Source organism: Marinomonas sp. ATLA20, assembly GCF_057180105.1.
The window spans coordinates 273,166-295,168 of record NZ_JBXUKU010000006.1 but is presented as its reverse complement, the minus strand read 5'-3'; the positions used below and the strand labels follow the sequence as shown (position 1 = coordinate 295,168).

The window sequence follows — 22,003 nt, the reverse complement described above, 5'->3', positions numbered from 1 at the left end:
CTGGAAATAACAAATATGCCGCAACAATCAACGATGTACATGTGCTGTAGTATGTACGCACATAACAAGTTGCCCAAAATCGCCGCAAACAACGCGGCTGGGACAAATACTCACTGGGCTTCGCCCAACAACGTTCGCATTTGCCCATTGGCAAAGCGTTATGGCGCACGATCAAATTAACTAGGTACTCAGGATGAGCGATAGAGTAAAAGAAGCATTGATTTGGTTTAAGGGGATCTTGGAATCAGAGCGAATTGACTATCAAATTGTTGGTGGTTTGGCTGCAACAATTTACGGTGGTAGCCGAGCAGTTGCGGACATTGATTTGTATATCCACAATAGCGATGCTGAAAAACTGTTAGCAAAGGTTGGTTCATATGTCTCCAAACCTTTAACTCATTACGTGGAATACGGCTGGGATTTAGAGTATTTCCAATTAATCTACCATTCTCAAAAAATCGAAGTTGGTTTGTCTAAAGGAACTAGAATTCAATCGACTCTTGATGGTTCATGGCACAAGTTAGAAATTGATTTTTCTAACTCGGTTTCAATGTGTTATCAAAATGTCGAAGTGCCAGTAATCCCCAAAGGCGAGTTAATAAAGTACAAGCGCTTACTGAACAGAGTGGTGGATTTAATCGACATACAGGAACTGACTGAAAACCCAGCGCCATAACAAATTGTTCAAGAGTGATTCGGCACGCGTGGCATTTTTACTATGCGTTGGTTTTAATGGTTAAGGTGGTATGCAGCGGCTTGATCAGTGGGTTGTTCACTACCAAATTGGACGCTATGCACATGAAAACTGGGATGAAATAATGAAAGTGAAACTCTTAATCCTAATTGTCCTCATTATAGCTGGCTGCACGTATCGAGGGGCTTATGAAGGCATTCAAACTAGTAACAGATTCGAGTGCTCTAAACTTCCACTTTCTCAATATGATGAGTGTATGGAAAACGCTAATAAATCATATGATGAATATGAGCGTGAGCGAAAAGAAGCACTGGGGCAGTAATATTTTGGTGTAGCTAATTGTTTGATCTTGTCGTTGAAGATTTAATGCATAACAAGGTGGTTCGCAAAGCTTGGTGTTTTCGCTTCGCTCAAGTATAGCCAAGCGTCGCTAACACATTAATGCGGCATTACCACGCAAAAGCCTCATGAAAGCCATCGTAACTTCAGATATTTTCGGCAGAACTGTTGTTCTTGAACAGCTTGTCGAAAAGACAAGCCAAGACGCGTTAATTATAGATCCATATGATTCAGAATATATGGATTTTAAAAATGAAGAAGCCACGATCTACCCTAGAACATGAAAGCTTCGCTTTCATCGGCGCATCACGGTCGTACCTCCCTCATGTCGCCCTACGTCTTTGTTTTCCATCACTGCGATCCCGAAGAAGTCAGTTCGACGCAACAGAGTTGCGCGACTTTATGCAGTTTCAGAGTCAGTGTTTGACGATCTATCTCCCACCAAATAAACAATCTATGCCTTACGATATAAGTCGTCTTGGAAACATACTCTTAAACAAAATGAATGAGACGTTTGGGCGAAAACCCGATAAAGAGACTTTTGGTTACTTTTGTACTTTTCTGAATTAAACAGAGGGCTAAAGTTACCCGCTCAGCAGAGCGGAATAAAGGTTGGGAATGCAAAGTGTTTGAATGGAACCAAAAACAACCCCATCCTAGCCTTCCCCTTGAAGGAAGGGGAAGGGGAAGGGACAAAGCCCTTGTTACATTGGCTCAAACACCGAGCCTAAGCTCGGAACAAACAATTTATTGTACATGCGGCTGGCGTAGTCGTCGGTCATGGAGGCCATGTAGTCGCAGATGATGCGCAGTCCGTTTTCTCCCCGTTCTTGGCTTTTCTGCCATTCGTTGGCGATTTCTCTTGGCAGTAATCGGCTTGGGTCGGCGGAGTAGGCTTCGAACATTTCCAATAGCATTTGCTGGCCTTTGTAGACGAGCATTTGCACTTCTGGGCGTTGAATGATGTGTTGCATTTCAAACTGTTTTAGCAAGTTTAAGGCTTGGCGTTGGCCTTCTGGTAAACCGACTTGGAAGCGCAGTAGCGGATGCTCAAATTGTGTTTTTTCGATCACTCGACAAGAGGTGATGAACCAGCTGACTAGGCTGCCGATGGCTTCTTTACGAAGGTGGCTTTGGCGGCTGAACAGTTGGGTACGAATGTCGTTTAGGTTTTCAGCTAAAAAGGGTGAAGCCAAGGCGGCGAGTTTGGGTTCTAGGTGTTCGAGCCACATGTCTTTGGTGACCATGCCGAGGACGATGGCGTCTTCTAGGTCGTGTACGCCGTAGGCGATGTCGTCAGCGAGGTCCATGATGCTGGTGTCGAAGCTGGCGTGTTTGGCTTTGGCGTGGCCGTCTGGTTCGGTTTGGTTTACTTCTTGTAATAAGCTTTTGTCGGCTTGGCTAAAGGGCTCGATGATCCAGTTTAGTAAGTCTTGCTCTTCTTGGTAGACGCATTTTGGTGGCGCCCAGTTAGACGCTTTGAATTGGCGGAAGTTGGCTGGTTTTTCTGGGTATTTACCAACCACGCTGGCGTGCAAGACGGGGTATTTTAAAATCCCCAATAAAGTACGACGGGTGACGTCCATGCCATAGATGGGCGAGTAAGACCCGCGTTTGCCGAGTATTCTTAGTGACTGTGCGTTGCCTTCAAAGCCGCCATAATTTTGCATCATATAGTTTAGAGCCACTTCACCGCCATGACCAAAAGGCGGGTGGCCGATGTCGTGGCTTAGGCACACGGTTTCAATTAAAGCATCGTCAGCGAGCCAAGGCTGAAAGTCGGCGTCAGCTGGGGAGCTAAATTTAAGTTGATGAACAATGCCGTTGCCAATTTGGGCGACTTCTAGAGAGTGCGTTAAACGTGTACGGCTGTAGTCGTTTTGTCTAATGGCGAGGATTTGAGTTTTCGATTGTAGTCGGCGAAAGGCGGCGCTGTGGATGATTCTAGCTCGATCGCGTTGGTAAGGTGTGCGGTAGTCGTTGTCGCGGGATTCTTGGTGGCCGGATTGTCTTTCGTGCCAAGGTAGCATTGTGTCTTGTTCGGTTGTCATGCACTTAATCCACTTAGGTTAATAACTTTGAGTCTTTCATGAAAACACGATATAGGTCAATGTTCGTAAAATTGGCATTGGGCATAATGTAACCAACTATAAGGAATCTTTATGCTTAATACACAACATCTCATTACTTTTAGGTCGTTGGTTGAAACGGGAAGCTTTACCAAAACTGCAAAGCAGTTGGGTTTGACTCAGCCTGCGGTTAGCCAACATATTCAAAAACTGGAGCGTGACTTGGGCGAGCCTTTACTGATTCGACATGGTCGAGTAACGGACATGACGCCCGCGGGTGAAGTTCTACTGCAGCACATAAAAGAGCTAGAAGCCTGTTATGAGGGCTTTATTGTTTCGTGGCAAAGTCACTTGGAAAGTAAATCGAATGACGTGTTCCAAGCCATTAAAAGTGCCTAATCATAGGTATCAGACACTTTTAATTTTGCTATTAAAGAAAGCCGCGTTTATTGAGGCGCGGTTGGTATGAGGTTAGCAACGTGCAGGCCACATTCTTTGTGCTCAGATTCTTCCCACCACCAGCGGCCTTCACGTTCGTGTTGGTTTGGTAAAATAGGGCGTGTGCAAGGTTCGCAGCCGATGCTGGTAAAACCTTTCAAATGCAATTCATTGTAGGGAACGTCAAACATTTTGATGTAGTTCCACACGTCTTCAGAAGACCAATTAGCCAATGGATTGAATTTAAATAAGTCTTTTTCATCGGTACTAAAGGCACCGTCTTTTTCTGCAAAAGCGAGCACGTTACGGGTGCCAGGGCTTTGGTCTTTGCGTTGTCCGGTTATCCACGCATCTAATGTTGCTAGCTTACGTTTTAGTGGCTGTACTTTGCGGATGCCGCAGCATTCTTTATGACCATCTTCAAAAAAGCTAAACAAGCCTTTTTCACGAGTGAAGTTTTCGAGTGCTTCACGGTCAGGAGAAAGGATATCGATCTTAATATTGTAGTGTTTGCGCACTTGCTCCATGAAACGGTATGTTTCGGCATGAAGACGACCCGTGTCCAGAGAAAATACGTGAATGTCTTTTTTTGCTTTGACTGCCATGTCAATTAGAACAACATCTTCCGCACCGCTAAAAGAGATGGCAATGTTGTCGAATTCTTTCATCGCGTTATGGATGATTTTTTGAGCTTCGTCTTCTTTGTTGTTAGCAATAAAAGACGCTAAATCAAATGCTGGCATAGGAAAGTTTACCGTGATCTAAGTTACGTTAGCTGTACCTTATCAATTTGTGCCAACGAAATAAAAGACGAAAGAACACTATCCTTATAATGCTTAATAAAGGTAATGGATAAAAAACCTAAAAACCGTTAACGAATGTGTCTGGCCAGCGTTTGATAAAGTCCGTAGAGAATGCCGGCGGTGACGCCCCAAATACGGATTTCTTCATAGTCGATTTCAAAGTAACCACGCTCTATGGTATCGAGCTTTTTTTGTCTAAAACGGTAATTTTGTGGTGTCAATAAGTGTCGCAAAGGCACCCAATGGACAGATTTAACTTCTTCTTCACATAGGCTTAGTTCACTTCTGCGTGTCATTTCAGCGACAATGGGTTTGATGCAATAGCCTGAAATTGTGCAATATTCGCCCAGTTCGCCTAAGAGATCGAAACAGTCTGGCGACAGTCCAACTTCTTCCAGTGTTTCACGTAGTGCGGTGTATTGAATGCTGGCATCATCTGGGTCATGTTTGCCGCCGGGGAAGGCAATTTGCCCCGGATGATTGCGCATATGAAGCGCGCGCTGTGTGAGAAGCACATATAGCTCACCATCTTCCGGCTCTCGCCAAATAGGGATGAGCACCGCCGCAGATCGGTAATTTAAATCATAACCACTGGGGAACATTTCCTCGTCTGGGTTATGGATTTGTTGCGCGTAAGGTTCTCTGTCTAATGCAGCGCGAATATCATCCAAGCTCAGGTCAATGGGAGGAGCATTTAAAAAGTGCTCAATGTCAGACATGATACGGCCTATTTCAAAAAGTCTTGTTCTAGAGTATGGGTTAATTTGCCCACTTTGGTAAAGGTTTCTTGATATTCTTCCTGACATTTCGAATCCGCGACCAATCCACCGCCGGCCCAGCAATGCAAGTTTCCATGGTCGGCAACCAGTGTGCGGATAGTAATACTGGAATCCATTTGACCATTGGCACTGAAGTAGGAGATAGAACCGCAATAAACGGAACGCTCATGGGGTTCCAATTCATCGATGATTTCCATAGAGCGAATCTTAGGCGCGCCAGTAATAGAACCGCCGGGGAAGCTTTGATGGAACACTCGAATCGCTTGGTCGGGCTGATCAATGCGACCTTCTACCGTGGAAACTAAGTGATGGACATTGGCATAAGTTTCTAAGGCAAACAGCTTAGGAACTTTGATGCTGCCGGTTAAACAGGTTCGCCCTAAATCGTTGCGTAGCAAATCGACAATCATCAGGTTTTCTGCGCGATCTTTTTCTGACGCTAATAACCAATCTGCATTGGCTTTGTCCTCGTCTGGTGTTTTGCCCCGCGCGACCGTGCCTTTGATTGGTTTAGATTCTACTCGCCCTTGATCGCATAAAAGGAAACGCTCCGGCGAATGACTCAATAAACTTTGTTCTGGTGAGAATTCCATATACGCAGAAAACGGCGTTGGGCAAGCGTCCCGTAAAGCGTGATACGCCGTGAAGGTATCGCCTTGATAACGAGTGGAAAAACGCTGTGCCAAGTTGACCTGATAACAATCACCAGACTGAATGTAATCTTGAACCGATGAAAATTTCTGCGCGTATTCCGCTTCTGTCATGTTCGAAGTAAAGGGCGCTTCTAGGCTAAAAGGCTGCGCTTCGTTTAAATCATGTTTTACCAGCACATCATCACAGGCGCTGGTGAAGCGATTGATTAGATCAGCAACGTCTTCGGAAGGGCACCAAGGTGAAATAATCAATTGGGTGGTTTTTTTCTTGTGACAAGTCACCACTGCCCAGCCATAAAGCCCAATGCTTAAGGTGTCTAGTTGAATGTCGTGTTCGACTGTGTCGGGCAATTGCTCAACAAAGTGACCGCTTTCGTAACCGTAATAACCGAGTAAGCCGCCAACGAAGGGCAAGTCTTTGGGTGCCGATTTTGCCCAAGATTCTTGGCAAATAAGGCTCATTAACTCATTCAGCAAGGTCATTGGGTTGTCAGTAATGCTTAGCTCATAAAGCGGTGTTGTGTACCAAGTAATGGGCTGATTATTGTGAGCAGGATGAATGCGAGCGAGTGGGTTGGCTACTAAAATGTCGAAGTTGGTATCGGGGAAATGTTCGTGGTTACTGTCGAGTAAGGCTGGATAAGGTAAGTCTCGTACAGCAGAAAAGAAAGACAGTAACGACGCCTGATACGGAAGATTCACATGTTTGATTGATGACATTTTTTTATCGATACCTAGTAATAGAGACCTTTGCTGACTGCTGCGCTTGCCAATACTTTGTTGAAAATAGACTCGAAATGCTCATTTATAACCTATAAACTCGGCTTTGGCATCCTGCGTCGCTCTAACACCTACATCCATGTAGGTGTCCGCATTCTCGTCTATTTTTGACTCGTCTTGATTTCGCTTGCAACATAGTGTGCAAGGTCTCAATGTATTCGTTTTGCTGATCGCAGCATTGTATTCTTTTAATAAGGGTTCTCACAGGTTAATTACAAGTGTCAGACATATTTTTTCTTTCTTTACCCAATGCTCGTATTGCCTATCGCCTTTACGAAAATCCAGAAGCACAAAGCGACCGAGCCTGCCTGTTATTGCATGGTGCTGGTGTAGCTGGTGAAATCACCTTTTCCCCAATGTTGCCGTATTTTACCCAATGGCGTTGGATGCTGGTGCCAGATCTAAAGGGCATGGGCGACTCTTTTCATTGTCATGGCGAAAAGGGCGAGTTTCATCATCACGGTGAAGAGGGCGCAGTGTCGATTGCCGAATTGACCGAGGAAGTTGAGGCGTTGCTAACCCATGTTAAATGGGACGACTTTGATTTGGTTGCCTACTCATTAGGCGGTCTGGTGGCGTTGAATCTCAATTATCAGCGTAGCTTGCAAGGCAAAAAGAAAGTGAAAATGGCGTTATTAGAGCCAGCATCTTTGGATCGTGAAGACTTATCCAACTTGATGGATGTACGCCAAAAATATCGCCATGCTTCGAAGTTGATTCGAGATACGGGCGATGTGGAACTAGGCGTAGCGAGTTTTATGGATGGTGTATCACCGAACCGCCGCAAACATCCGGTTGCGGAAGCCACCACTCAATCTCGACTCGCTCACCGACCTTTTGGTTTTGCTTATGCTTTGGATGCGGTGACAGACCATGTGGCGTTAATGGCGGAGGAACCTCATATTCGTCAGGCCATGATAGAAGCGTCTGAGCAGGTGTTTTTGTTCTCTGGAGAATTAAGTCACGAAGCCTTGCGCCAACATTATGATTTGTTGAGTGAGCAAAACACGGCTTGGCAACATAAAACTATGAGTGCATGCGATCATTCATTGCCCTTTCAAAAGCCGAGACAAATTGCGAATCATATTAACAAATGGTTCACGACGGTATAGTCTAGAGTGGTTAGGATAAATTAATCAGAACGGGCATGGATGTCGGTTCTGTTCAGTGTTGTTTAATATAAAACAAGGAGGTTTTCAATGAACCGTCAATACGGTTTTTCTCTGCTGGAACTGCTTTGTGTTCTGGCCATCTTGAGCATTTTAGCTCACGCAGGCTCGGCGCAATTTCTCAGCGTCAGCCAAAAAACCAAAGATAAAAATACCCTCAAAAATGACATGAAGCGTCTGGCAGATGCGCTCACGCAAGCTCGGCAATTGGCGGTAATTAGTGGTCAAACCAGCTTTTTGTGTGGCGGTTTGAGTTGCGATGGCGGATGGTCTTCAGGCTTTACCCTTTATCAAATTGAACCTGATAGCGATGTTGAAAAACACTATCGCCAGATCGCGTTTGATCATGAGCTAGCAGTATCTTGGCGTGGTTTTCCGGTTAAAAAACAGCAAATAGAATTTCGACCTAATGGCTTGTCTGGTTACCAAAATGGCACCTTTGAATTTTGCTTAGGGGCTTGGCAAGCAGATTTGATTCTTAATCAAAGCGGTCGTTTTTACCTTACTAATCCACAGGGTATTGATTCAAAGGACTATGACTCACAAGGAACAGGTGAAGAGCGATGCGGATGAATAGGCAGCGGTTAATAAAAAAATTGTCTCAGCCAAGATCAAAAGGCTGGTTCATGCTCGAAGTAGTGCTGTGTTTGGCGTTATTTGCTGTAGTGCTGTTGGTTTTGCAGCGTCAGAGCACTGCACAATGGCAATCGCTTCAGCAAGCGGAAGCGCAACGAAAGCTTGATGAAAATCAACAGAAGCAAGCAGCAATGGCGCAGTTGACCGGATCAGCCGCTTGGCTTGATGCTCAGAATTTACCTAGCGACACGTATCCTGATTGTCAGACATGCAGCGGCAATGAACTTAAAAACTGGTTCCATGCCTCCCAGCATTTTGTGTCTGAGTCAACGGTCTTAACCTTGAATGAAGAGGGCTCACGATGAATCAGCGACGTTATCTAAAAGGCAGCTTGTTGATTGAATTGTTGGTGGTTTGTGGTTTGATTGCGGTGTTTTTACCGTTTCTGGTAATTGCTATTGCGCGCATGCAAGAGCGTCACCTTTTGGCGCAAATCTATCAAGATCAACACACCATAAAGGCCGCTATTGATGCGCATTTTAAAGCCCAGTGGTCGCGGCTATTGCCTGCCAGCTGTGCGATTGATGAGTCGTTATATTTGACCATTGAATCGGGTATGTCTCCGCCGTTGCGATTGGTCACTCGTATCGTTGATAAATATTCAGATTGGCTACAGGGTGTCGATCACGGTTTGTGTCGTAGCTCAGTTACTGTCAGGAGTAACCCGATGGAAACCTCCATGGCGTGTCACTGGAAAGCCGGTGATAAAGCCAATTTCTCATCTTGTGAGTCGCACTATAAAGGTCAGGTGCTGAGTGTTTCTAGCAGAAAGAGCCAAATAAAATTAGCCGATGATCTTGCTGTTGGTCAGTCTGGCATTTTAGAAAGTGAAGACGGGTTTTATTGGTACGTATCTCAAGGCAAAGATGGCTCAAACGCATTATGGCGAACACCAGAAGAAAGCGGTAACTCGCTAGAGCTGTGGAATGGTATAGAGCGTATGGCGATTTTCCCTATGTTGGATAATAATCAAGATGGTTTGGTGGACACACTAGACACTCAATATGGGCGCTTTCCCTTAAAAAATCTGCGTGGTTTATGGGTCGAATATCAATATCGATTAAGTGACTGCCAAGTCGCTCGTGATGCCGAGTTTCTGGAAGAATATCACTCTATGCGCGGTGAAAAATGGCACTATTATTCACCTTGTCAAAGTGTCGGTAATCAAATAATCGTCTTATAAGATCGCTGCTTTTACAGTCTCAAGGATGAGATAAAAGTGTTAAGGGATAAATAAAATGGCTGCTTTTTTATTTCATGCGCAACGGGCTTGGGTGTCTTTGCCCATTATTGCTTTGCTATTGGCGATGTCTAGCTTGTCGATGCATTTTCAAGAAAGACTCATGGCATCCTATAAATGGCGTGGCCAAGTGAATGAAGTGGAATTAGATCAGCAAATTTGGACGGATTTTCATCAAGATTTAGTAGCGTCTCCACGTTTTGCATCGGCCACAGCGAGCGAATGTGTTGGATTTTGCGATCTGGGTAAACCTATTCAGGAAAAGACATGGCAAAAAGCCAAGCAACTTGTGCATTATCGCTGGGAAAGTTACGAGTCTTTGCCAGACGACGCTGACAATACAAAAACCTTCTACCGACTCTGCGCCACACAAAACCAGCAAGAGTATCGATGCTGGTGGTGGCGAGAAGACAGGTTACTGTCAAACGGTTGGGTTAGTGTTTCTGGTTGAAGGCTTTTAAATGTTCCGCACTGCAAAATGCACGCGCATCTTGGTCATGGATTGCATGAGAACGCGGCATGAAGGTTTTGCATTCTTCACAGCGAACCATACTTTCTTGGGACTCATCCTTTTTGGTTGAATCCTGTTTTTTGGCTTTCGCAGGCGACTGACTGCGTTTAAAAGCGACAAATTGGCGGTACAACCACCAACCAATAAAGAAAATAGCAACAAAAACGATCAAACGTACGATCATATACTTTACCTAGCTTGGGTTATTCCAGACAATAACGGGCATATTCTAACAGAGTTCACGAGATAGCAACTGTATGACATTACGAATTGCAATGGCCCAGCTGGATATGCTGGTCGGAGACATCACAAAAAACACTCAATCCGTTATTGATGCGGCGAACAAAGCCCGTGATGAAGAACGTGCGGATGTGGTGGTTTTTCCTGAATTAACCTTAACTGGCTATCCACCAGAAGACTTACTGTTACGTTCCAGTTTGGATCAGCGCATCGAATCTGCCTTGGCAAAATTATTAGCCGAGATTCGCGATATCTACGTGGTCGTTGGTTACCCTCGTCGAATCGATGGCGAACTGTTTAACTGCGCTGGCGTGATTTACCAAGGTGACTTGCTGGTGGAGTACGCCAAGCAGAAACTGCCTAACTTCCTTGTGTTTGATGACAAGCGTTACTTTAGCGAAGGCCGCGAAGCGGGTCTTGTGGATATCAAAGGTGTTACCGTTGGCTTAAGTATTTGTGAAGATATCTGGCACCCAGAGCCGATTGCCCAAGCCAAAGCGGCTGGGGCAGAACTGATTCTTAACTTGAACGCCTCGCCTTACCACATTGAAAAAATGGGTGAGCGCGAAGAATTGCTTCACCAGCGTGCGACCGAATCGACATTACCCATTGTCTATGTGAACTACATGGGCGCGCAGGACGAATTAGTCTACGAAGGCGGCTCGTTTGTGGTTAACGCCAAAGGCGAAAAAATCATGCAAGCGCCTTGGTTTGAAGCCGGTCTGTTCTGTATCGACATGATCGTTGACGAAAGCCAACCAAACAAAGTTGAGCCTGTGGCTGGTGTTATAGCGCCAACATTGGATGTAGAAGCCAGCGTTTACCAAGCCATGGTGCTTGGCTTGCGTGACTACATTACTAAAAACCGTTTTAAAGGCATTGTGCTGGGTTTGAGTGGCGGAATCGACTCAGCCTTGTCTTTGGCTGTCGCAGTAGATGCCATCGGCGCGGATCGTGTTCAAGCCATCATGATGCCTTACACATACACCTCGTCTATCAGCTTGCACGACGCCGAAGAAGAAGCCAATTTATTAGGTGTGAAATACAGCGTTTTACCGATTGAATCCATGGTATCGGCCTTTACCGACGTACTAGCCCCAGAATTCGAAGGCTACGCCAAAGACACCACAGAAGAAAACCTACAAGCGCGTACTCGTGGAGTGACCCTAATGGCGATTTCTAACAAGAAAGGCTACATGGTACTAACCACAGGCAACAAGAGTGAAATGGCTGTTGGTTATGCCACACTTTACGGCGACATGGTTGGTGGTTATTCCGTTTTAAAAGACGTCTTCAAAACACTCGTCTTCAAACTTTGCCGCTATCGCAATACCTTGGGTTACGTGATCCCAGAACGCGTCATCACGCGTCCACCTTCCGCGGAACTCGCTCCAGATCAAAAAGACGAAGACTCCTTGCCAAGCTACGACATCCTCGATGAGATCTTACGCATGTACATCGAAGAAGATCAAAGTGCAGACGCTATACTAGCGACCAAGAAATTCGACCGTGACACTGTGTATCGCGTACTTCGACTTGTCGACGTGAATGAATACAAACGTCGACAAGCACCAACCGGTGTTCGTATTACCGCACGTGGGTTTGGACGAGATCGTCGTTATCCGATTACCAATGGTTGGCACATCGGCGAGTAGGGCTTTTAAAAAGCTTTCAAAACTTGTTCTTTTCCGCTCTGCATAGCGGGGCTCAGTTCCTTCCCCTTTTGTCTTCCAAGGGGAAGGTTAGGATGGGGTTGCTCTTTGATTTCCATTCAAACGCTTTGTATTCCCAACCTTTATTCCGCTCTTTAATTCAGGAAAAAGCTGAGCGGGTAACTTTTGTCCGTTGCTTAATTCAGAAAAGTACAAAAGTAACCAAAAGGTCTCTTTATCGGGCTATCGCCCAAACGTCTGAATCGTTTTGTTTAACATCACGTCTTGCAAGACGATTTTTATCGTAAGGCATAGATTGTTTTTGCTGGTGGAGGGAAGGAGATTTTTAACTGACCCTGAAACTCCATAGAGTCGCGCAACTTCGTCGCGTCGAACTGGCTTCATAGTGAATTCAATAATAGGCACCAAAGCACGTAGGTCTGATGAGACGAGGCACGAGGCGTGATCTGACGCTGAAAGCGAAGCTTTCATTGTGGGGCGCGCCTTTAGGCCGACAATTAAAGAATCCTGAGCTAATAAAAAAACTGTATTTTCTGTCTGTATGTACAGTTTATTTTTTAAAGTGAACTTTCTTGCGCGTTTAACTATTTTTAATAAACCAGTTGTGCGTGTTTTGTGCTAGCAGAAATAAAGAAAGTCTCCTAATATCAATGAATAAGAATCTACCGCACAGAAATAACTTGCTGTGGATAAAAGGAATAACTCGCATGCTCGTTTTTCCAGTTTTGATTTTTGTGGAGATCAGTTAAAAAGTATTATTCTTCAGAAAGTTAAAAGGATTTTTGAGAGAATTTAAAAATGTGTAAACGCGCATGCGCACTATTAAAATGTTAGGTCATTGAATGGAGTCAAATTATGAGATTGTTAATAGATCAGCTTGAACAATCCCTAGATTCAGGGAATTACTATCTATCACTTTTTACAGCCCTTACATTGCCTGATATTGCTGGTGCTATGGATTCCGAGAATGGTTTGGCTACTGGAGCAAAATACAAGGCTTGGTACGAACAATGGGTCAGGCCTCGATTTTTGGAGATTTTAAAAGAATCAATGCCAGAGGATATGAGGCAGCATTTATCCGAAATGGAAAATCCATTAGACGGTGAGGCGTGCTACTTGTTTCGTTGTTCGCTATTACACCAAGGGCGTACAGTACACCCGAAAAATAAGTATTCGCGCATTCTCTTTGTTGAGCCTGGCGCAACAACAAATACTTTTCATTATAATATTATGAATGACGCCCTAAATATCGATTTGGGAAGTTTCTGCAAAGAAATGATATCTGGTGTGAGGTTGTGGCTCGACTCGGTCGAGAGTTCAGAGCTCTACAAGAAAAATTACGAACATTTTGTAAAACGCCACGAAGGTGGATTAAAGCCATTTATAGTTGGTGTTCCAGTTGTTGGTTAGGCCTAACAAGCGCATGTTGTTCAGCCGCTCCGCGGCTTGGGACCTCCTTTCAGTCGGCCCCAAATGCGGGCGTTAGCCATCATAGGATGACGAATGAAAGCAAGGTTTTTGCCTCCAAGAGAAAATTACTCGGGTAATTTACTTTGGAATAAAAGTATATTTAACGATTCAAAATCAAAGATTGAAATCTCATTAGGGAAGTTAAGAGAAATAGGTTATTGGGCAAGCGCATTCCCTGAAGGTGATGGTGTAACGTTCAATGTCACTGATGAAACCTCAACAAAAAGCAACGATGAAATGTTCGATGACTTTCGTTCGGCTTTTGATTGGGTCGATATTGAGAAGGCGAAGTCAAAAGACTCCAACACCGAATTAGCAGAATTAGAGGGTGAGGCCGAAACGTTAGAATGCATAGTCATCGTTCCTCTAGATAAAATATATATTCAAAAGACTCTGGTGTTGGGCAAGTATACTTTTGTTTGTAGAAAACAATTTGATGAAGAACCCTATGAAAGGTTAGCTGATTTTGAGGGAGAATATCTCCAGTTTGAAGTAAGCCTGAACTACAGAGATCTTTTAAGGCTGAACAAAAGCATTGATCACAACGACCATGTCATAAATAAATGTTTGTCGCTTGCAGAACATGCTATGGATATTGTGAGATTTGTTCACAGCTCTTTCTTAACTCGTGAGTTCACACCCAATCCAGCGGGTCAAATGGATAATGGGTTTTATTCTGTAAACATTATCCCATTGGGAAAAACTCACCTGAAACCACTAGAACTACATGGTATATCCAAGCCAATCTCAGTGAGTAATAACTGGCTAGGTCCTCAAGTCGATGACTTTTTTGAGCCGGGAATTGATTATCTCTCTTTCATATATAGCAATAACATTGACAATGAAATGGCGAAAGCTGTGATTTCTGCATTGAGATCTTGTCGTCAATCCTTTTACTCAATAGGTGATGAATCTCAATTCTTAAACTTGATATTCGTTCTTGACGGGTTGACTGATCCCGAATGGAGTGGTTGGAAGCATAGAACCTATATTGCAGCGCTGGTTTCTAATGGTGATGCTTCACTATTTGGTAGAAAGCTCGAAGAATATGATCGACTTTACACAGATGTAAGAAATAAGCTTGTTCATGAAGGGAAGGACTTTTATGAGTTGAACGAACAATCTAATAGTGCAAGCGAAACCGTTTATGAATATATAAAAGACATAGTAAAGCTGATTGCAGAAGTTCCATTAAATACAACTGAAGAAATGAAGAATCACGCTATTGCATTACTTCAAACTCAAAGCTTCAAAGATGAGTATGAATCAATAATTAACAGAGTATCGGCATCCAGAGGTAAACAACCTCGTGTACCACAATGGTAATGGCTAACAAAGCCAGCCAGCAGGACGCAGCAAAGCTGCGCCTCTGCTGGCGGCGTTAGCTAGTTTACATATCAACTTATATCTCAAGGAGTGCGAATATTGAGTACAAAGTTTAAACATGAAAAGTCAGTTGAAAATATATTCAAAGACAACTTTGAAGAAGCCGCTCGTGAAAAAGGTTATATATACACATCCGCCTCATTAGATGGGCAGGATAGATTGGTAGGAGCTGACTATCTATTCACGAATCACGCTTCATTTTCAATAGTAGAATTCAAGTACAGAGAGGGTGACTTACTGTCAGAAGTTAAGAAGGAAAAGAGGCTTCAACTATGCAAGGCCCTGCACGAGAACACAAAAATACGTCCCTTGCATAATAAATGTCATTTTGCTGCATGGAGCGATAACAAAGAAGAAATAACGATTGAAGCTAATATTTACTACAACGAAGTGTGTAATAAGGAATTTTGGGGTGATAGCTTCAGTCATATTGAATCGCCAACTATAAACACTCGCCAAAGTGAAAATGACTTCATAGACTCCTTCCTCGTAGGGAAAGAAGGAGCGAGCTTCAAGGTTTTTAATGAGTATATGCAATGGCTACTTAATTTAGGTGATGAAACTAATACCAACGGGTATCTAGAGCTGTTAGTTTCTAACCCGTTTAATCGAAGAGCCGCAGGAGTACCATTTACTAGCGTAGAAATGATGCAAAAGTGGGTTGCTGACAACGCGAAAAAATTAGCGCAAGCAAATACTCGCCGAAATGGAAGAAGCGGCCCAGGCGGTTCGGGTGGTTCGGGTGGTTCGGGTGGTCGATTTGGCTAACAAAGCCAGCCATAGGGACCCCAAACCGCCGCTTCGCTTTGGTTTTTCGGCCCCTGCTGGCAGCGTTAACTTTCTTTTGCGTATGGAGGTAAATTTGGCAGTAGGCTCAATTGGTAAAAAGCAAGCAAAGTCAGGAAATGTTGGGTACAGTGATCCAGTAACGATCCATGAAACCACGCGTTCAAGAATAGACTTTGTTCCATTTTATATAACTAAGTCTCAAGGTGTAGAACTTGCTGGAAAGATCATCACGTACAAGAAAGACAAAACACCTTTTGGGTTGCTTCCTGTTGATGAGAAGTCCGTTTCATTACAAGCAGGCTCGTTGCTCAAGCTATATGAAGCGATTAAATCTCATGTTGCGGTAAAAGATGAAACTGAGGGTGACTTTCTTCTAATTCGAGTCAATGACGGTACAGCTCAATTAGCTGAACATGACCCTCAATCCGTTGCGAATGCGTTAACAGCAGTGTTATCCCAAACTGAAATCGTTAAGCATCTGGAAAATACCGATCTATCTGATGAATTGGCAAATGCGTTAAAGGGTTCTATCCGCCTAAAAGACATGAAGTCAGCAGTTAATCAATTGCGTAATCACCTAAACAACCAAGAAAACGATGAAAAAATTTACCAAAGTTGGTGTGAGGAATATCCTTGGGCATTTGGTAACGCATACATCGTTAACGACGACGTTAGAGCTATCTCCCCTCATGACCATTTAGATTTAATGTTATCTAATGTAATCGGTGGATTTCGGGATATTATTGAGTTGAAGCGCCCAAATATGGACGTTTTAAACTACGATAGTTCTCATCGGAATTTCTATTTTTCTTCTGAAGTTTCTAAGGCAATTGGTCAATGCCATAGGTATATGGATGTCTTTAATGATGTAGCATCCAAAGGGTTAGCGGATCACCCTGAAATTGTTGCATACCATCCAAGAGCAACTATTGTTATTGGTCGCTCTCACGATTGGTCTGCCGAAAAACATAAAGCGCTACACGGATTGAACTCTAGACTAACTAGTTTATCTATAATGACTTATGATCACCTTTTGAACCAAGGTGAAAGGCTTGTAAATTTACTTGAACCTAGTCAATGTACTGAAACTGATAGTAAGTATGTAGACAATGATGATTGGTTCGATTCCGAGTTTTAGAAAATTAACAAGTCGAAGCAATTGACAAAAATATATGTCACGAATTTTGGTTCTCAAAATATAGCGCTATATTTTTTGCAACTGTTCTCAGCGTTAGCCGTACAAGGGATAGATATGAGTACTCATTTTTCCTCAGTTGAAATGATTAAAAGTCAATTTTGCATTGATGGAGAATCAATGGATGATTTGAGATCGAAGTTAAGAGGGATGCAGGCAGAGCACCACCCTGATAAGAATGGAGGGAGCTTTGTTGATGAAGATAGCGAGAGGCAATATCATAAATTAGATCAAGCTATTTCCTTCATTGACAGTATGAACAAAAACAACTCTGATCTAGTGGCAATTTCTGCGGTAACAGATTTAACAAAAGCAGTAACTGCCATGGTTGCTGCAAAGAACGAGGAATCGGGTAAAGACACATTACTTTCTGCTGAAATAAATCGAAGCATTGAAAGCTATCGCTCAAGGCTTAAGATGCCTAGAATTGCTTTAACAGCTGTAACTGTTGCTATTTCAGCAATTTGGATGTTTCCAAATACAGTACAAGAACACCCAGTACTAAGTAAATTCATTAATTTCGAAAGCATGACGACGAATATAGCATGGCTTTACTTGCTGTTTTTTGCTGTTGGGTTTTGGGTTATAACTTGGAGAAGAGAGGAGCGAACTAAGGTACAAAAGGAAAGCTTGAAAACTGAATCTGTTCAAAACAGACTGTTTATCAACTTTACTGCTAGCATTAACGGCGGCAGTTTTACTCTTGAAGAATTTGTCGAATTCATTATGAATCGAAATGAAAGATATCGGCATCCAAGTTCTATTATCTTCGGTAGTTCGAGACGAATTGATTCACCTTTGGCACATGCAACCGCTGAAGTTATCTTAGAAAGAGCGCTGAAAAGGAAAGCTCTAACAAGCAGTAATCCTGGTTCAATATCTACAGTGTACCAAATTGTATCGGCTAACAAGGCCAGTAAGGCGGACTCGTAAACTCGCAGCTTCTGGTGGCGTTATGTGACAGATATGAAATTCGAACACAAAAAAGTAGAACCAAACAACATTGACTTTCAATTGCTCGTAGCAGAATTGAACTCATCACTTAGCCAGATCACTAATGATTCTGGTGAAAGCTCGTTTTCATCTGATGCTTTCGATTCGTCGAAAGATGGATGTATTGTGGTGTATCTAAAAAAAGTTGCTGTAGCGTGTGGGGTTTTTAGGTACCACCAAAGTGAAGTTTGTGAACTCAAGCGAATGTACTCAAATACACCAGGTGCAGGAACTTATTTACTTGAACAACTCGAAAGTTATGCGATTGAAAAAGGCTATAAAAATTCCGTTCTGTCTACACGAAGAGTTAATTTTAAGGCAGTGAATTTTTATCTGCGTAACGCTTATTCAGAGTCGAACGCATATGGTAAGTATGTTGGTGTAAGACACTCAATTTGCCTATCTAAGGCGCTTGTTACATAACAAACAATTTAAGATTGATTCACCACGCGTGGCGATTTTTATTAAATCTTGGCATCTGTGTTTACAGTGTTAAATTGAAGTTTGGTAGTACGCGTTGCTGCCCCTTAACGCGGCATTATACGTTAGGAGTTTAAATGGAATTGAACCAGATTACTTTGCCAGTAAAAGATATGGATGATGCTGTTAACTTTTATCTAAAACTTGGTTTCACTCAAATTGTCGATACGCCGCATTACTCTAGATTTTCTTGCCCAGAAGGGAACTCTACTTTCTCCTTATCTCTCGAATCCGATGAGTTCGAAAATAGTTCTGTAATCTACTTCGAGCATGAGAAACTTGATGAGCTGTGTGTTGATTTGTCTCAAAGAGGTTTTCAATTTGAACAACTACCGACAGAACAAAGATACCTGTGGAAAGAGGCCATTCTTAAAGATCCGTCTGGTAATAAAATCAAGCTTTACTGGGCAGGTGAGAATCGTTTAAACCCTCCTTGGAAAGTCGAGAAACGCATATAACAAACGTATTAAATCGCTCGCTGGGGTGCTAACACATGAGCTGCGTTAACCCGTTCCTAATTTGAGCCCATGTGTTATCGCCTTTATGCGGGTGTTAAGGGATCGGGTGAGTCTCGGGTCAGTTTGTGCAACATTGAAATATATGACGGCTAGTTTTGAGGAGACTACATGTTAACCGAGTGGATGAATGCATTTTGCGAATTTTTTGATCGAAATGCATCGCAAATAGGTGCGGTAATGTACGCAGAAGGATGCAGAGAAGGTTGGCTCCAGGGAGAGATGTTTCGCCAATCTGAAGACAAAAATTTTATGGTAAATTCATACAAGATTGGTAGCAGAGGTAAAGCTCTTGACTTGCATGGGTTTAGACCAAGAAGTAGTTCGTCACCTCAAACCATGGTTGGGGAAATAAAGATAATCGCAACTTCCTTTCTGAATAAAAATATAGCGGGAAAAAATAACCTTTCTGAATTCATAAAGAGTGACAAGACCATCGTCACGCAGTCTCATTTAGACTCAGTGAATCTTAAAGAAGGATCTTTGCTAAAGGATGTTGTGCGTTTGAAAGGCATATCGGCTCAAGATATTGAAAAATACATGATTCTTGTAATTCCCGAATATGAAAGTGACGAAGTGAACGTCAATCTAAAGAAAGCTCTGTTTGGTGTAGAAATATCGAGTATTCATGTTAAACGCGAGTATCCAGACGATCACTTCAGCGTCAGGATTTGGAAAATATAGTTGGTGAGATGTTGATATTTCCGAGAGCATCACATAACAATCAGCAGCAAGGAATTAAACTACGCTCCGCCCCTGTTCTAGGTGTCATGCCTAACCCACAAAATTAAACAATTAGAAGGAATGAATGTTTATGATTACTTGCTATGTCAGGTATGTAATAGATCCTAAGAAGGTTGGGGAGTTCGAAGAATACGCGAAAATGTGGATTCCACTTGTTGAAAAATTTGGTGGCCAACACAATGGGTACTTTCTGCCATCTGAAGGTGCAAACAATATCGCTTTGGCTCTTTTTACATTTGAAAGTTTGTCTGCTTACGAGGATTATCGCACTAAGTCTCTGAATGACGCTGAGTGTATTAAAGCTTTCGAATTTGCCGATAAAGTAGACTGCATTATCAGTTATGAGCGCAGCTTTTTTAGACCTGTATTTGGTTAAAAAATTACGGATAAAAAGTGCTTCAACAAAGGACGCAAAAGCTTGGCTTTCGTCACTTCGTGATTGATTTTAGCCAAGCCTTTTGCACTTGTTAAGCGAGCGTCAGAAACCAATACAAAACGGAGAACAAAATGAGTAAGGATAATGAACTAAAAGGACTTGGTGGTTGGTTGATTTTGGTTGGCATTGGAGTTGTGATTGCACCCATTAAGCTGTTAGTAACATATATACCACTTTATAAACCTTTATTTGAAGATGGCACTTGGGAAGCTCTGACCTCTGTTAGCTCACCTACATACAACGCGCTTTGGGGGCCGTTACTGGTCGGAGAAGGTGCGTATAACTCACTAATGGCTGCTGCCTCCATATACCTAGTATATCTATTTTTCACTAAACACTATTTGTTTCCCAAGTTATATATTGCAATCGTTGCTGCTTCTCTTGTTTTTATTCCTCTAGACGCATGGCTAATTACTAAAATTTTACCAGCTGAGCCAATGTTCGATCCTGAAACAGCCAAGGAATTTATGAGTGTACTGATTGTTGGGCTCATTTGGGTGCCTTACATGTGTATATCCAGGAGAGTTAAAGCAACTTTTGTAGAAAAAAAGCCTAACAAGAAAATGCAGCTGCCCGCTGAAAGCGTAGGCTGATTTGTGCGCTAGTATCTTAAAGAAGATTTATAATGAAATACAAAAGAGAAGGTAACTGAGATTGCCTTGTATTGGTTCATGGTGCATTGACAGATAACTCTATGTGGAATGATCACTTGGCATATTTAAATGCTGATTTTGAAGTGGTGTCTATTACGTTACGTTGTTTTGATGAAGTTGATGTAGAATTTTGGTTTAAATACCCACGCTGATGATTTAGCCGAGTTGGTTAATCAGCTTTCCAAGGATAAAGCAGTCAATATGGTATCTCCCATTCAACCAGCAGCTCTACTGATACATGTATGTGATTGGGAAGTTGGGTTCTCCTGGTATCGAAAAGCCTTTCCGGAGGCCGTAGTAGTTGAGCTGCCGGAATTCGAGTTTAGATATCTACGCATAGGTGATTTTGTACTCGAAATTGTGCGTAGCGATGAGAAAGTACCGAGCGGGAAGGCCGGGACTGTTTTATATTGGGCAGTGGAAGACCTTCACGGCGCAATAGAGCACTTTCGGCAGCTAGGATCCCAACTCTACAGGGGACCTATAGAAATCGAGAATGGTATGGGGATGTGTCAGGTCACAGACCCTTTCGGAAATTTGATCGGCCTACGGGGGCTATTTAACAAAGCCGAGCACGTCGATCGCTGACGCGGCTCGGCGAAGTTATGTGATAAGGAGGGTTATGAAGCTAGTCATTTTTGATTGTGATGGAACTCTAGTCGATAGTGAGTACTTATGTAACTTAGCTCTAGAGTATCAACTCGCTGAAATTGGGATTGAATCTAGAGCAACGGATCTACTCGCAAAGTATAGAGGCAGCAAGTTAGCAGTTATATTTGCTCGTCTAGAAGCCGAATTTTCTATTTCACTTCCAGCGTCGTTTGAAAAAGAATATCGCAAAAAAGTGAGTGTTCTTTTCGATGAACACTTAAAGCCTAATGCTGGTGTAAAAGAGATCCTTGAGTCACTCTCTATACCGTTTTGTATCGCCTCGTCTGCACCTAGAGAAAAGATCAACAGAGCTTTAAGTGTTACTGGCTTAGCTGAATACTTTGAAAACAATATCTTTAGCTCCTACGAAATTAATTCGTGGAAACCTGAACCTGAACTATTTTTGCATGCAGCGAAGGAAATGGGTGTAAATCCCCAAGATTGTTGTGTAGTTGAGGACAGCTTGCAGGGGTTGGAAACTGCAAGCAATGCCAATATGAGAATGGTCTACTATGCCCCTGAAATCAAACAGCAGAATCAGTATGGAGCTATTCAAATACAAAGCATGTCTGAGTTAATCGAAATTATCACATAACAAGCGCTTTAAGATTGACTCGCAAAGTTTGGCCGTTTTGGTTGGATTTGGCTTTTGTGGTTACTGTGTTAG

Annotated in this window: 27 protein-coding genes; 22 read left to right on the top strand and 5 right to left on the bottom strand. The window is 42.9% G+C overall.

Annotated elements, in window-relative coordinates; all coding sequences use genetic code 11:
* The 3 genes from AC2A4J_RS12750 to AC2A4J_RS12740 form a co-directional block, all read left to right on the top strand.
* Positions 1-180, top strand: a 180-nt coding sequence (locus AC2A4J_RS12750) for a hypothetical protein (protein WP_484176284.1), incomplete at its 5' end; no start/stop codon positions are given.
* A 13-nt stretch (positions 181-193) separates the two neighbouring features.
* Entirely contained in the window at positions 194-676 is a 483-nt protein-coding gene (locus tag AC2A4J_RS12745) for a MazG-related protein (protein WP_484176283.1), read from the top strand.
* Between the two features lie 70 nt (positions 677-746).
* Entirely contained in the window at positions 747-1,016 is a 270-nt protein-coding gene (locus AC2A4J_RS12740; protein WP_484176282.1) for a hypothetical protein, read from the top strand.
* A gap of 721 nt (positions 1,017-1,737) precedes the next feature.
* Here AC2A4J_RS12740 and AC2A4J_RS12735 read toward each other — a convergent pair.
* Complete coding sequence (locus AC2A4J_RS12735) at positions 1,738-3,084, bottom strand: anti-phage deoxyguanosine triphosphatase (protein WP_484176281.1); 1,347 nt, start codon at positions 3,082-3,084, stop codon at positions 1,738-1,740.
* A gap of 111 nt (positions 3,085-3,195) precedes the next feature.
* Here AC2A4J_RS12735 and AC2A4J_RS12730 point away from each other — a divergent pair, with 111 nt between their 5' ends.
* On the top strand, positions 3,196-3,501 hold the full coding sequence (locus tag AC2A4J_RS12730) for a LysR family transcriptional regulator (RefSeq protein WP_484176280.1): 306 nt from the start codon (positions 3,196-3,198) through the stop codon (positions 3,499-3,501).
* 47 nt (positions 3,502-3,548) lie between these two features.
* On the opposite strand, the gene AC2A4J_RS12725 is transcribed toward AC2A4J_RS12730, so the two are convergent.
* The 3 genes from AC2A4J_RS12725 to pabB all read right to left on the bottom strand — a co-directional run bounded on the left by AC2A4J_RS12725 (position 3,549) and on the right by pabB (position 6,495).
* Positions 3,549-4,283: a phosphoadenylyl-sulfate reductase gene (locus AC2A4J_RS12725; protein WP_484176279.1), complete on the bottom strand. Its 735-nt coding sequence runs from the start codon at positions 4,281-4,283 to the stop codon at positions 3,549-3,551.
* Between the two features lie 128 nt (positions 4,284-4,411).
* Positions 4,412-5,062, bottom strand: coding sequence for a CoA pyrophosphatase (locus tag AC2A4J_RS12720; protein WP_484176278.1), 651 nt, complete (start codon positions 5,060-5,062; stop codon positions 4,412-4,414).
* 8 nt (positions 5,063-5,070) lie between these two features.
* Positions 5,071-6,495: an aminodeoxychorismate synthase component I gene (gene pabB, locus AC2A4J_RS12715; protein ID WP_484176277.1), complete on the bottom strand. Its 1,425-nt coding sequence runs from the start codon at positions 6,493-6,495 to the stop codon at positions 5,071-5,073.
* A 278-nt stretch (positions 6,496-6,773) separates the two neighbouring features.
* Here pabB and AC2A4J_RS12710 point away from each other — a divergent pair, with 278 nt between their 5' ends.
* The 5 genes from AC2A4J_RS12710 (at position 6,774) to AC2A4J_RS12690 (ending at position 10,051) form a co-directional block, all read left to right on the top strand.
* Positions 6,774-7,667 carry an alpha/beta hydrolase gene (locus tag AC2A4J_RS12710; protein WP_484176276.1) on the top strand — a complete coding sequence of 298 codons (894 nt, stop codon included), beginning with the start codon at positions 6,774-6,776 and terminating at the stop codon, positions 7,665-7,667.
* A gap of 87 nt (positions 7,668-7,754) precedes the next feature.
* A complete protein-coding gene (locus tag AC2A4J_RS12705; protein ID WP_484176275.1) occupies positions 7,755-8,297 on the top strand; it encodes a GspH/FimT family pseudopilin in 543 nt (180 codons plus the stop codon).
* Positions 8,298-8,350: 53 nt separating this feature from the next.
* The gene (locus tag AC2A4J_RS12700; protein WP_484176274.1) at positions 8,351-8,665 is read left to right on the top strand and encodes a hypothetical protein; all 315 of its coding nucleotides are present in this window, start codon (positions 8,351-8,353) and stop codon (positions 8,663-8,665) included.
* Positions 8,662-9,543 carry a type II secretion system protein gene (locus AC2A4J_RS12695; protein ID WP_484176273.1) on the top strand — a complete coding sequence of 294 codons (882 nt, stop codon included), beginning with the start codon at positions 8,662-8,664 and terminating at the stop codon, positions 9,541-9,543. Before AC2A4J_RS12700 ends, AC2A4J_RS12695 begins: the two co-directional genes overlap by 4 nt.
* Before the next feature lie 55 nt (positions 9,544-9,598).
* The gene (locus tag AC2A4J_RS12690) at positions 9,599-10,051 is read left to right on the top strand and encodes a hypothetical protein (protein ID WP_484176272.1); all 453 of its coding nucleotides are present in this window, start codon (positions 9,599-9,601) and stop codon (positions 10,049-10,051) included.
* Here AC2A4J_RS12690 and AC2A4J_RS12685 read toward each other — a convergent pair.
* Positions 10,035-10,295 carry a PP0621 family protein gene (locus AC2A4J_RS12685; RefSeq protein ID WP_484176271.1) on the bottom strand — a complete coding sequence of 87 codons (261 nt, stop codon included), beginning with the start codon at positions 10,293-10,295 and terminating at the stop codon, positions 10,035-10,037. The genes AC2A4J_RS12690 and AC2A4J_RS12685 overlap by 17 nt on opposite strands.
* 73 nt (positions 10,296-10,368) lie before the next feature.
* Between AC2A4J_RS12685 and AC2A4J_RS12680 the strand changes: the two genes are divergently transcribed.
* The 13 genes from AC2A4J_RS12680 to AC2A4J_RS12620 all read left to right on the top strand — a co-directional run bounded on the left by AC2A4J_RS12680 (position 10,369) and on the right by AC2A4J_RS12620 (position 21,931).
* Positions 10,369-12,006 carry an NAD+ synthase gene (locus AC2A4J_RS12680; RefSeq protein WP_484176270.1) on the top strand — a complete coding sequence of 546 codons (1,638 nt, stop codon included), beginning with the start codon at positions 10,369-10,371 and terminating at the stop codon, positions 12,004-12,006.
* Positions 12,007-12,879: 873 nt separating this feature from the next.
* Positions 12,880-13,434 carry a hypothetical protein gene (locus AC2A4J_RS12675; protein WP_484176269.1) on the top strand — a complete coding sequence of 185 codons (555 nt, stop codon included), beginning with the start codon at positions 12,880-12,882 and terminating at the stop codon, positions 13,432-13,434.
* Positions 13,435-13,527: 93 nt separating this feature from the next.
* On the top strand, positions 13,528-14,820 hold the full coding sequence (locus tag AC2A4J_RS12670) for a hypothetical protein (RefSeq protein WP_484176268.1): 1,293 nt from the start codon (positions 13,528-13,530) through the stop codon (positions 14,818-14,820).
* A 99-nt stretch (positions 14,821-14,919) separates the two neighbouring features.
* Positions 14,920-15,648 (top strand): hypothetical protein, encoded by a 729-nt coding sequence (locus AC2A4J_RS12665; protein ID WP_484176267.1) that lies wholly within the window; start codon positions 14,920-14,922, stop codon positions 15,646-15,648.
* Positions 15,587-16,807 (top strand): Shedu anti-phage system protein SduA domain-containing protein, encoded by a 1,221-nt coding sequence (locus AC2A4J_RS12660; RefSeq protein ID WP_484176266.1) that lies wholly within the window; start codon positions 15,587-15,589, stop codon positions 16,805-16,807. The genes AC2A4J_RS12665 and AC2A4J_RS12660 overlap by 62 nt, the downstream gene beginning before the upstream one ends.
* Positions 16,808-16,921: 114 nt before the next feature.
* A complete protein-coding gene (locus AC2A4J_RS12655) occupies positions 16,922-17,797 on the top strand; it encodes a J domain-containing protein (RefSeq protein WP_484176265.1) in 876 nt (291 codons plus the stop codon).
* 33 nt (positions 17,798-17,830) lie between these two features.
* Positions 17,831-18,280, top strand: a complete 450-nt coding sequence (locus AC2A4J_RS12650) for a GNAT family N-acetyltransferase (RefSeq protein ID WP_484176290.1) — start codon at positions 17,831-17,833, stop codon at positions 18,278-18,280.
* 134 nt (positions 18,281-18,414) lie between these two features.
* A complete protein-coding gene (locus AC2A4J_RS12645; RefSeq protein ID WP_484176264.1) occupies positions 18,415-18,795 on the top strand; it encodes a VOC family protein in 381 nt (126 codons plus the stop codon).
* Between the two features lie 168 nt (positions 18,796-18,963).
* The gene (locus tag AC2A4J_RS12640) at positions 18,964-19,536 is read left to right on the top strand and encodes a hypothetical protein (RefSeq protein WP_484176263.1); all 573 of its coding nucleotides are present in this window, start codon (positions 18,964-18,966) and stop codon (positions 19,534-19,536) included.
* Positions 19,537-19,666: 130 nt separating this feature from the next.
* Complete coding sequence (locus AC2A4J_RS12635; protein WP_484176262.1) at positions 19,667-19,972, top strand: NIPSNAP family protein; 306 nt, start codon at positions 19,667-19,669, stop codon at positions 19,970-19,972.
* Positions 19,973-20,103: 131 nt separating this feature from the next.
* Positions 20,104-20,625: a DUF2569 domain-containing protein gene (locus AC2A4J_RS12630; RefSeq protein ID WP_484176261.1), complete on the top strand. Its 522-nt coding sequence runs from the start codon at positions 20,104-20,106 to the stop codon at positions 20,623-20,625.
* Between the two features lie 261 nt (positions 20,626-20,886).
* Positions 20,887-21,273 (top strand): VOC family protein, encoded by a 387-nt coding sequence (locus AC2A4J_RS12625; protein ID WP_484176289.1) that lies wholly within the window; start codon positions 20,887-20,889, stop codon positions 21,271-21,273.
* A 34-nt stretch (positions 21,274-21,307) separates the two neighbouring features.
* Entirely contained in the window at positions 21,308-21,931 is a 624-nt protein-coding gene (locus AC2A4J_RS12620) for an HAD-IA family hydrolase (protein ID WP_484176260.1), read from the top strand.
* Positions 21,932-22,003: the final 72 nt, after the last annotated feature.

Excerpts from the sequence above, each read along its gene's own strand:
- AC2A4J_RS12745 (WP_484176283.1), top strand. The coding sequence starts at position 194 with ATGAGCGATAGAGTAAAAGAAGCATTGATTTGGTTTAAGGGGATCTTG.
- AC2A4J_RS12740 (WP_484176282.1), top strand. The coding sequence starts at position 747 with ATGCAGCGGCTTGATCAGTGGGTTGTTCACTACCAAATTGGACGCTAT.
- AC2A4J_RS12735 (WP_484176281.1), bottom strand. The coding sequence starts at position 3,084 with ATGACAACCGAACAAGACACAATGCTACCTTGGCACGAAAGACAATCC.
- AC2A4J_RS12730 (WP_484176280.1), top strand. The coding sequence starts at position 3,196 with ATGCTTAATACACAACATCTCATTACTTTTAGGTCGTTGGTTGAAACG.
- AC2A4J_RS12725 (WP_484176279.1), bottom strand. The coding sequence starts at position 4,283 with ATGCCAGCATTTGATTTAGCGTCTTTTATTGCTAACAACAAAGAAGAC.
- AC2A4J_RS12720 (WP_484176278.1), bottom strand. The coding sequence starts at position 5,062 with ATGTCTGACATTGAGCACTTTTTAAATGCTCCTCCCATTGACCTGAGC.
- pabB (WP_484176277.1), bottom strand. The coding sequence starts at position 6,495 with ATGTCATCAATCAAACATGTGAATCTTCCGTATCAGGCGTCGTTACTG.
- AC2A4J_RS12705 (WP_484176275.1), top strand. The coding sequence starts at position 7,755 with ATGAACCGTCAATACGGTTTTTCTCTGCTGGAACTGCTTTGTGTTCTG.
- AC2A4J_RS12700 (WP_484176274.1), top strand. The coding sequence starts at position 8,351 with ATGCTCGAAGTAGTGCTGTGTTTGGCGTTATTTGCTGTAGTGCTGTTG.
- AC2A4J_RS12695 (WP_484176273.1), top strand. The coding sequence starts at position 8,662 with ATGAATCAGCGACGTTATCTAAAAGGCAGCTTGTTGATTGAATTGTTG.
- AC2A4J_RS12690 (WP_484176272.1), top strand. The coding sequence starts at position 9,599 with ATGGCTGCTTTTTTATTTCATGCGCAACGGGCTTGGGTGTCTTTGCCC.
- AC2A4J_RS12685 (WP_484176271.1), bottom strand. The coding sequence starts at position 10,295 with ATGATCGTACGTTTGATCGTTTTTGTTGCTATTTTCTTTATTGGTTGG.
- AC2A4J_RS12680 (WP_484176270.1), top strand. The coding sequence starts at position 10,369 with ATGACATTACGAATTGCAATGGCCCAGCTGGATATGCTGGTCGGAGAC.
- AC2A4J_RS12675 (WP_484176269.1), top strand. The coding sequence starts at position 12,880 with ATGAGATTGTTAATAGATCAGCTTGAACAATCCCTAGATTCAGGGAAT.
- AC2A4J_RS12670 (WP_484176268.1), top strand. The coding sequence starts at position 13,528 with ATGAAAGCAAGGTTTTTGCCTCCAAGAGAAAATTACTCGGGTAATTTA.
- AC2A4J_RS12660 (WP_484176266.1), top strand. The coding sequence starts at position 15,587 with ATGGAAGAAGCGGCCCAGGCGGTTCGGGTGGTTCGGGTGGTTCGGGTG.
- AC2A4J_RS12655 (WP_484176265.1), top strand. The coding sequence starts at position 16,922 with ATGAGTACTCATTTTTCCTCAGTTGAAATGATTAAAAGTCAATTTTGC.
- AC2A4J_RS12650 (WP_484176290.1), top strand. The coding sequence starts at position 17,831 with ATGAAATTCGAACACAAAAAAGTAGAACCAAACAACATTGACTTTCAA.
- AC2A4J_RS12645 (WP_484176264.1), top strand. The coding sequence starts at position 18,415 with ATGGAATTGAACCAGATTACTTTGCCAGTAAAAGATATGGATGATGCT.
- AC2A4J_RS12640 (WP_484176263.1), top strand. The coding sequence starts at position 18,964 with ATGTTAACCGAGTGGATGAATGCATTTTGCGAATTTTTTGATCGAAAT.
- AC2A4J_RS12635 (WP_484176262.1), top strand. The coding sequence starts at position 19,667 with ATGATTACTTGCTATGTCAGGTATGTAATAGATCCTAAGAAGGTTGGG.
- AC2A4J_RS12630 (WP_484176261.1), top strand. The coding sequence starts at position 20,104 with ATGAGTAAGGATAATGAACTAAAAGGACTTGGTGGTTGGTTGATTTTG.
- AC2A4J_RS12625 (WP_484176289.1), top strand. The coding sequence starts at position 20,887 with ATGGTATCTCCCATTCAACCAGCAGCTCTACTGATACATGTATGTGAT.
- AC2A4J_RS12620 (WP_484176260.1), top strand. The coding sequence starts at position 21,308 with ATGAAGCTAGTCATTTTTGATTGTGATGGAACTCTAGTCGATAGTGAG.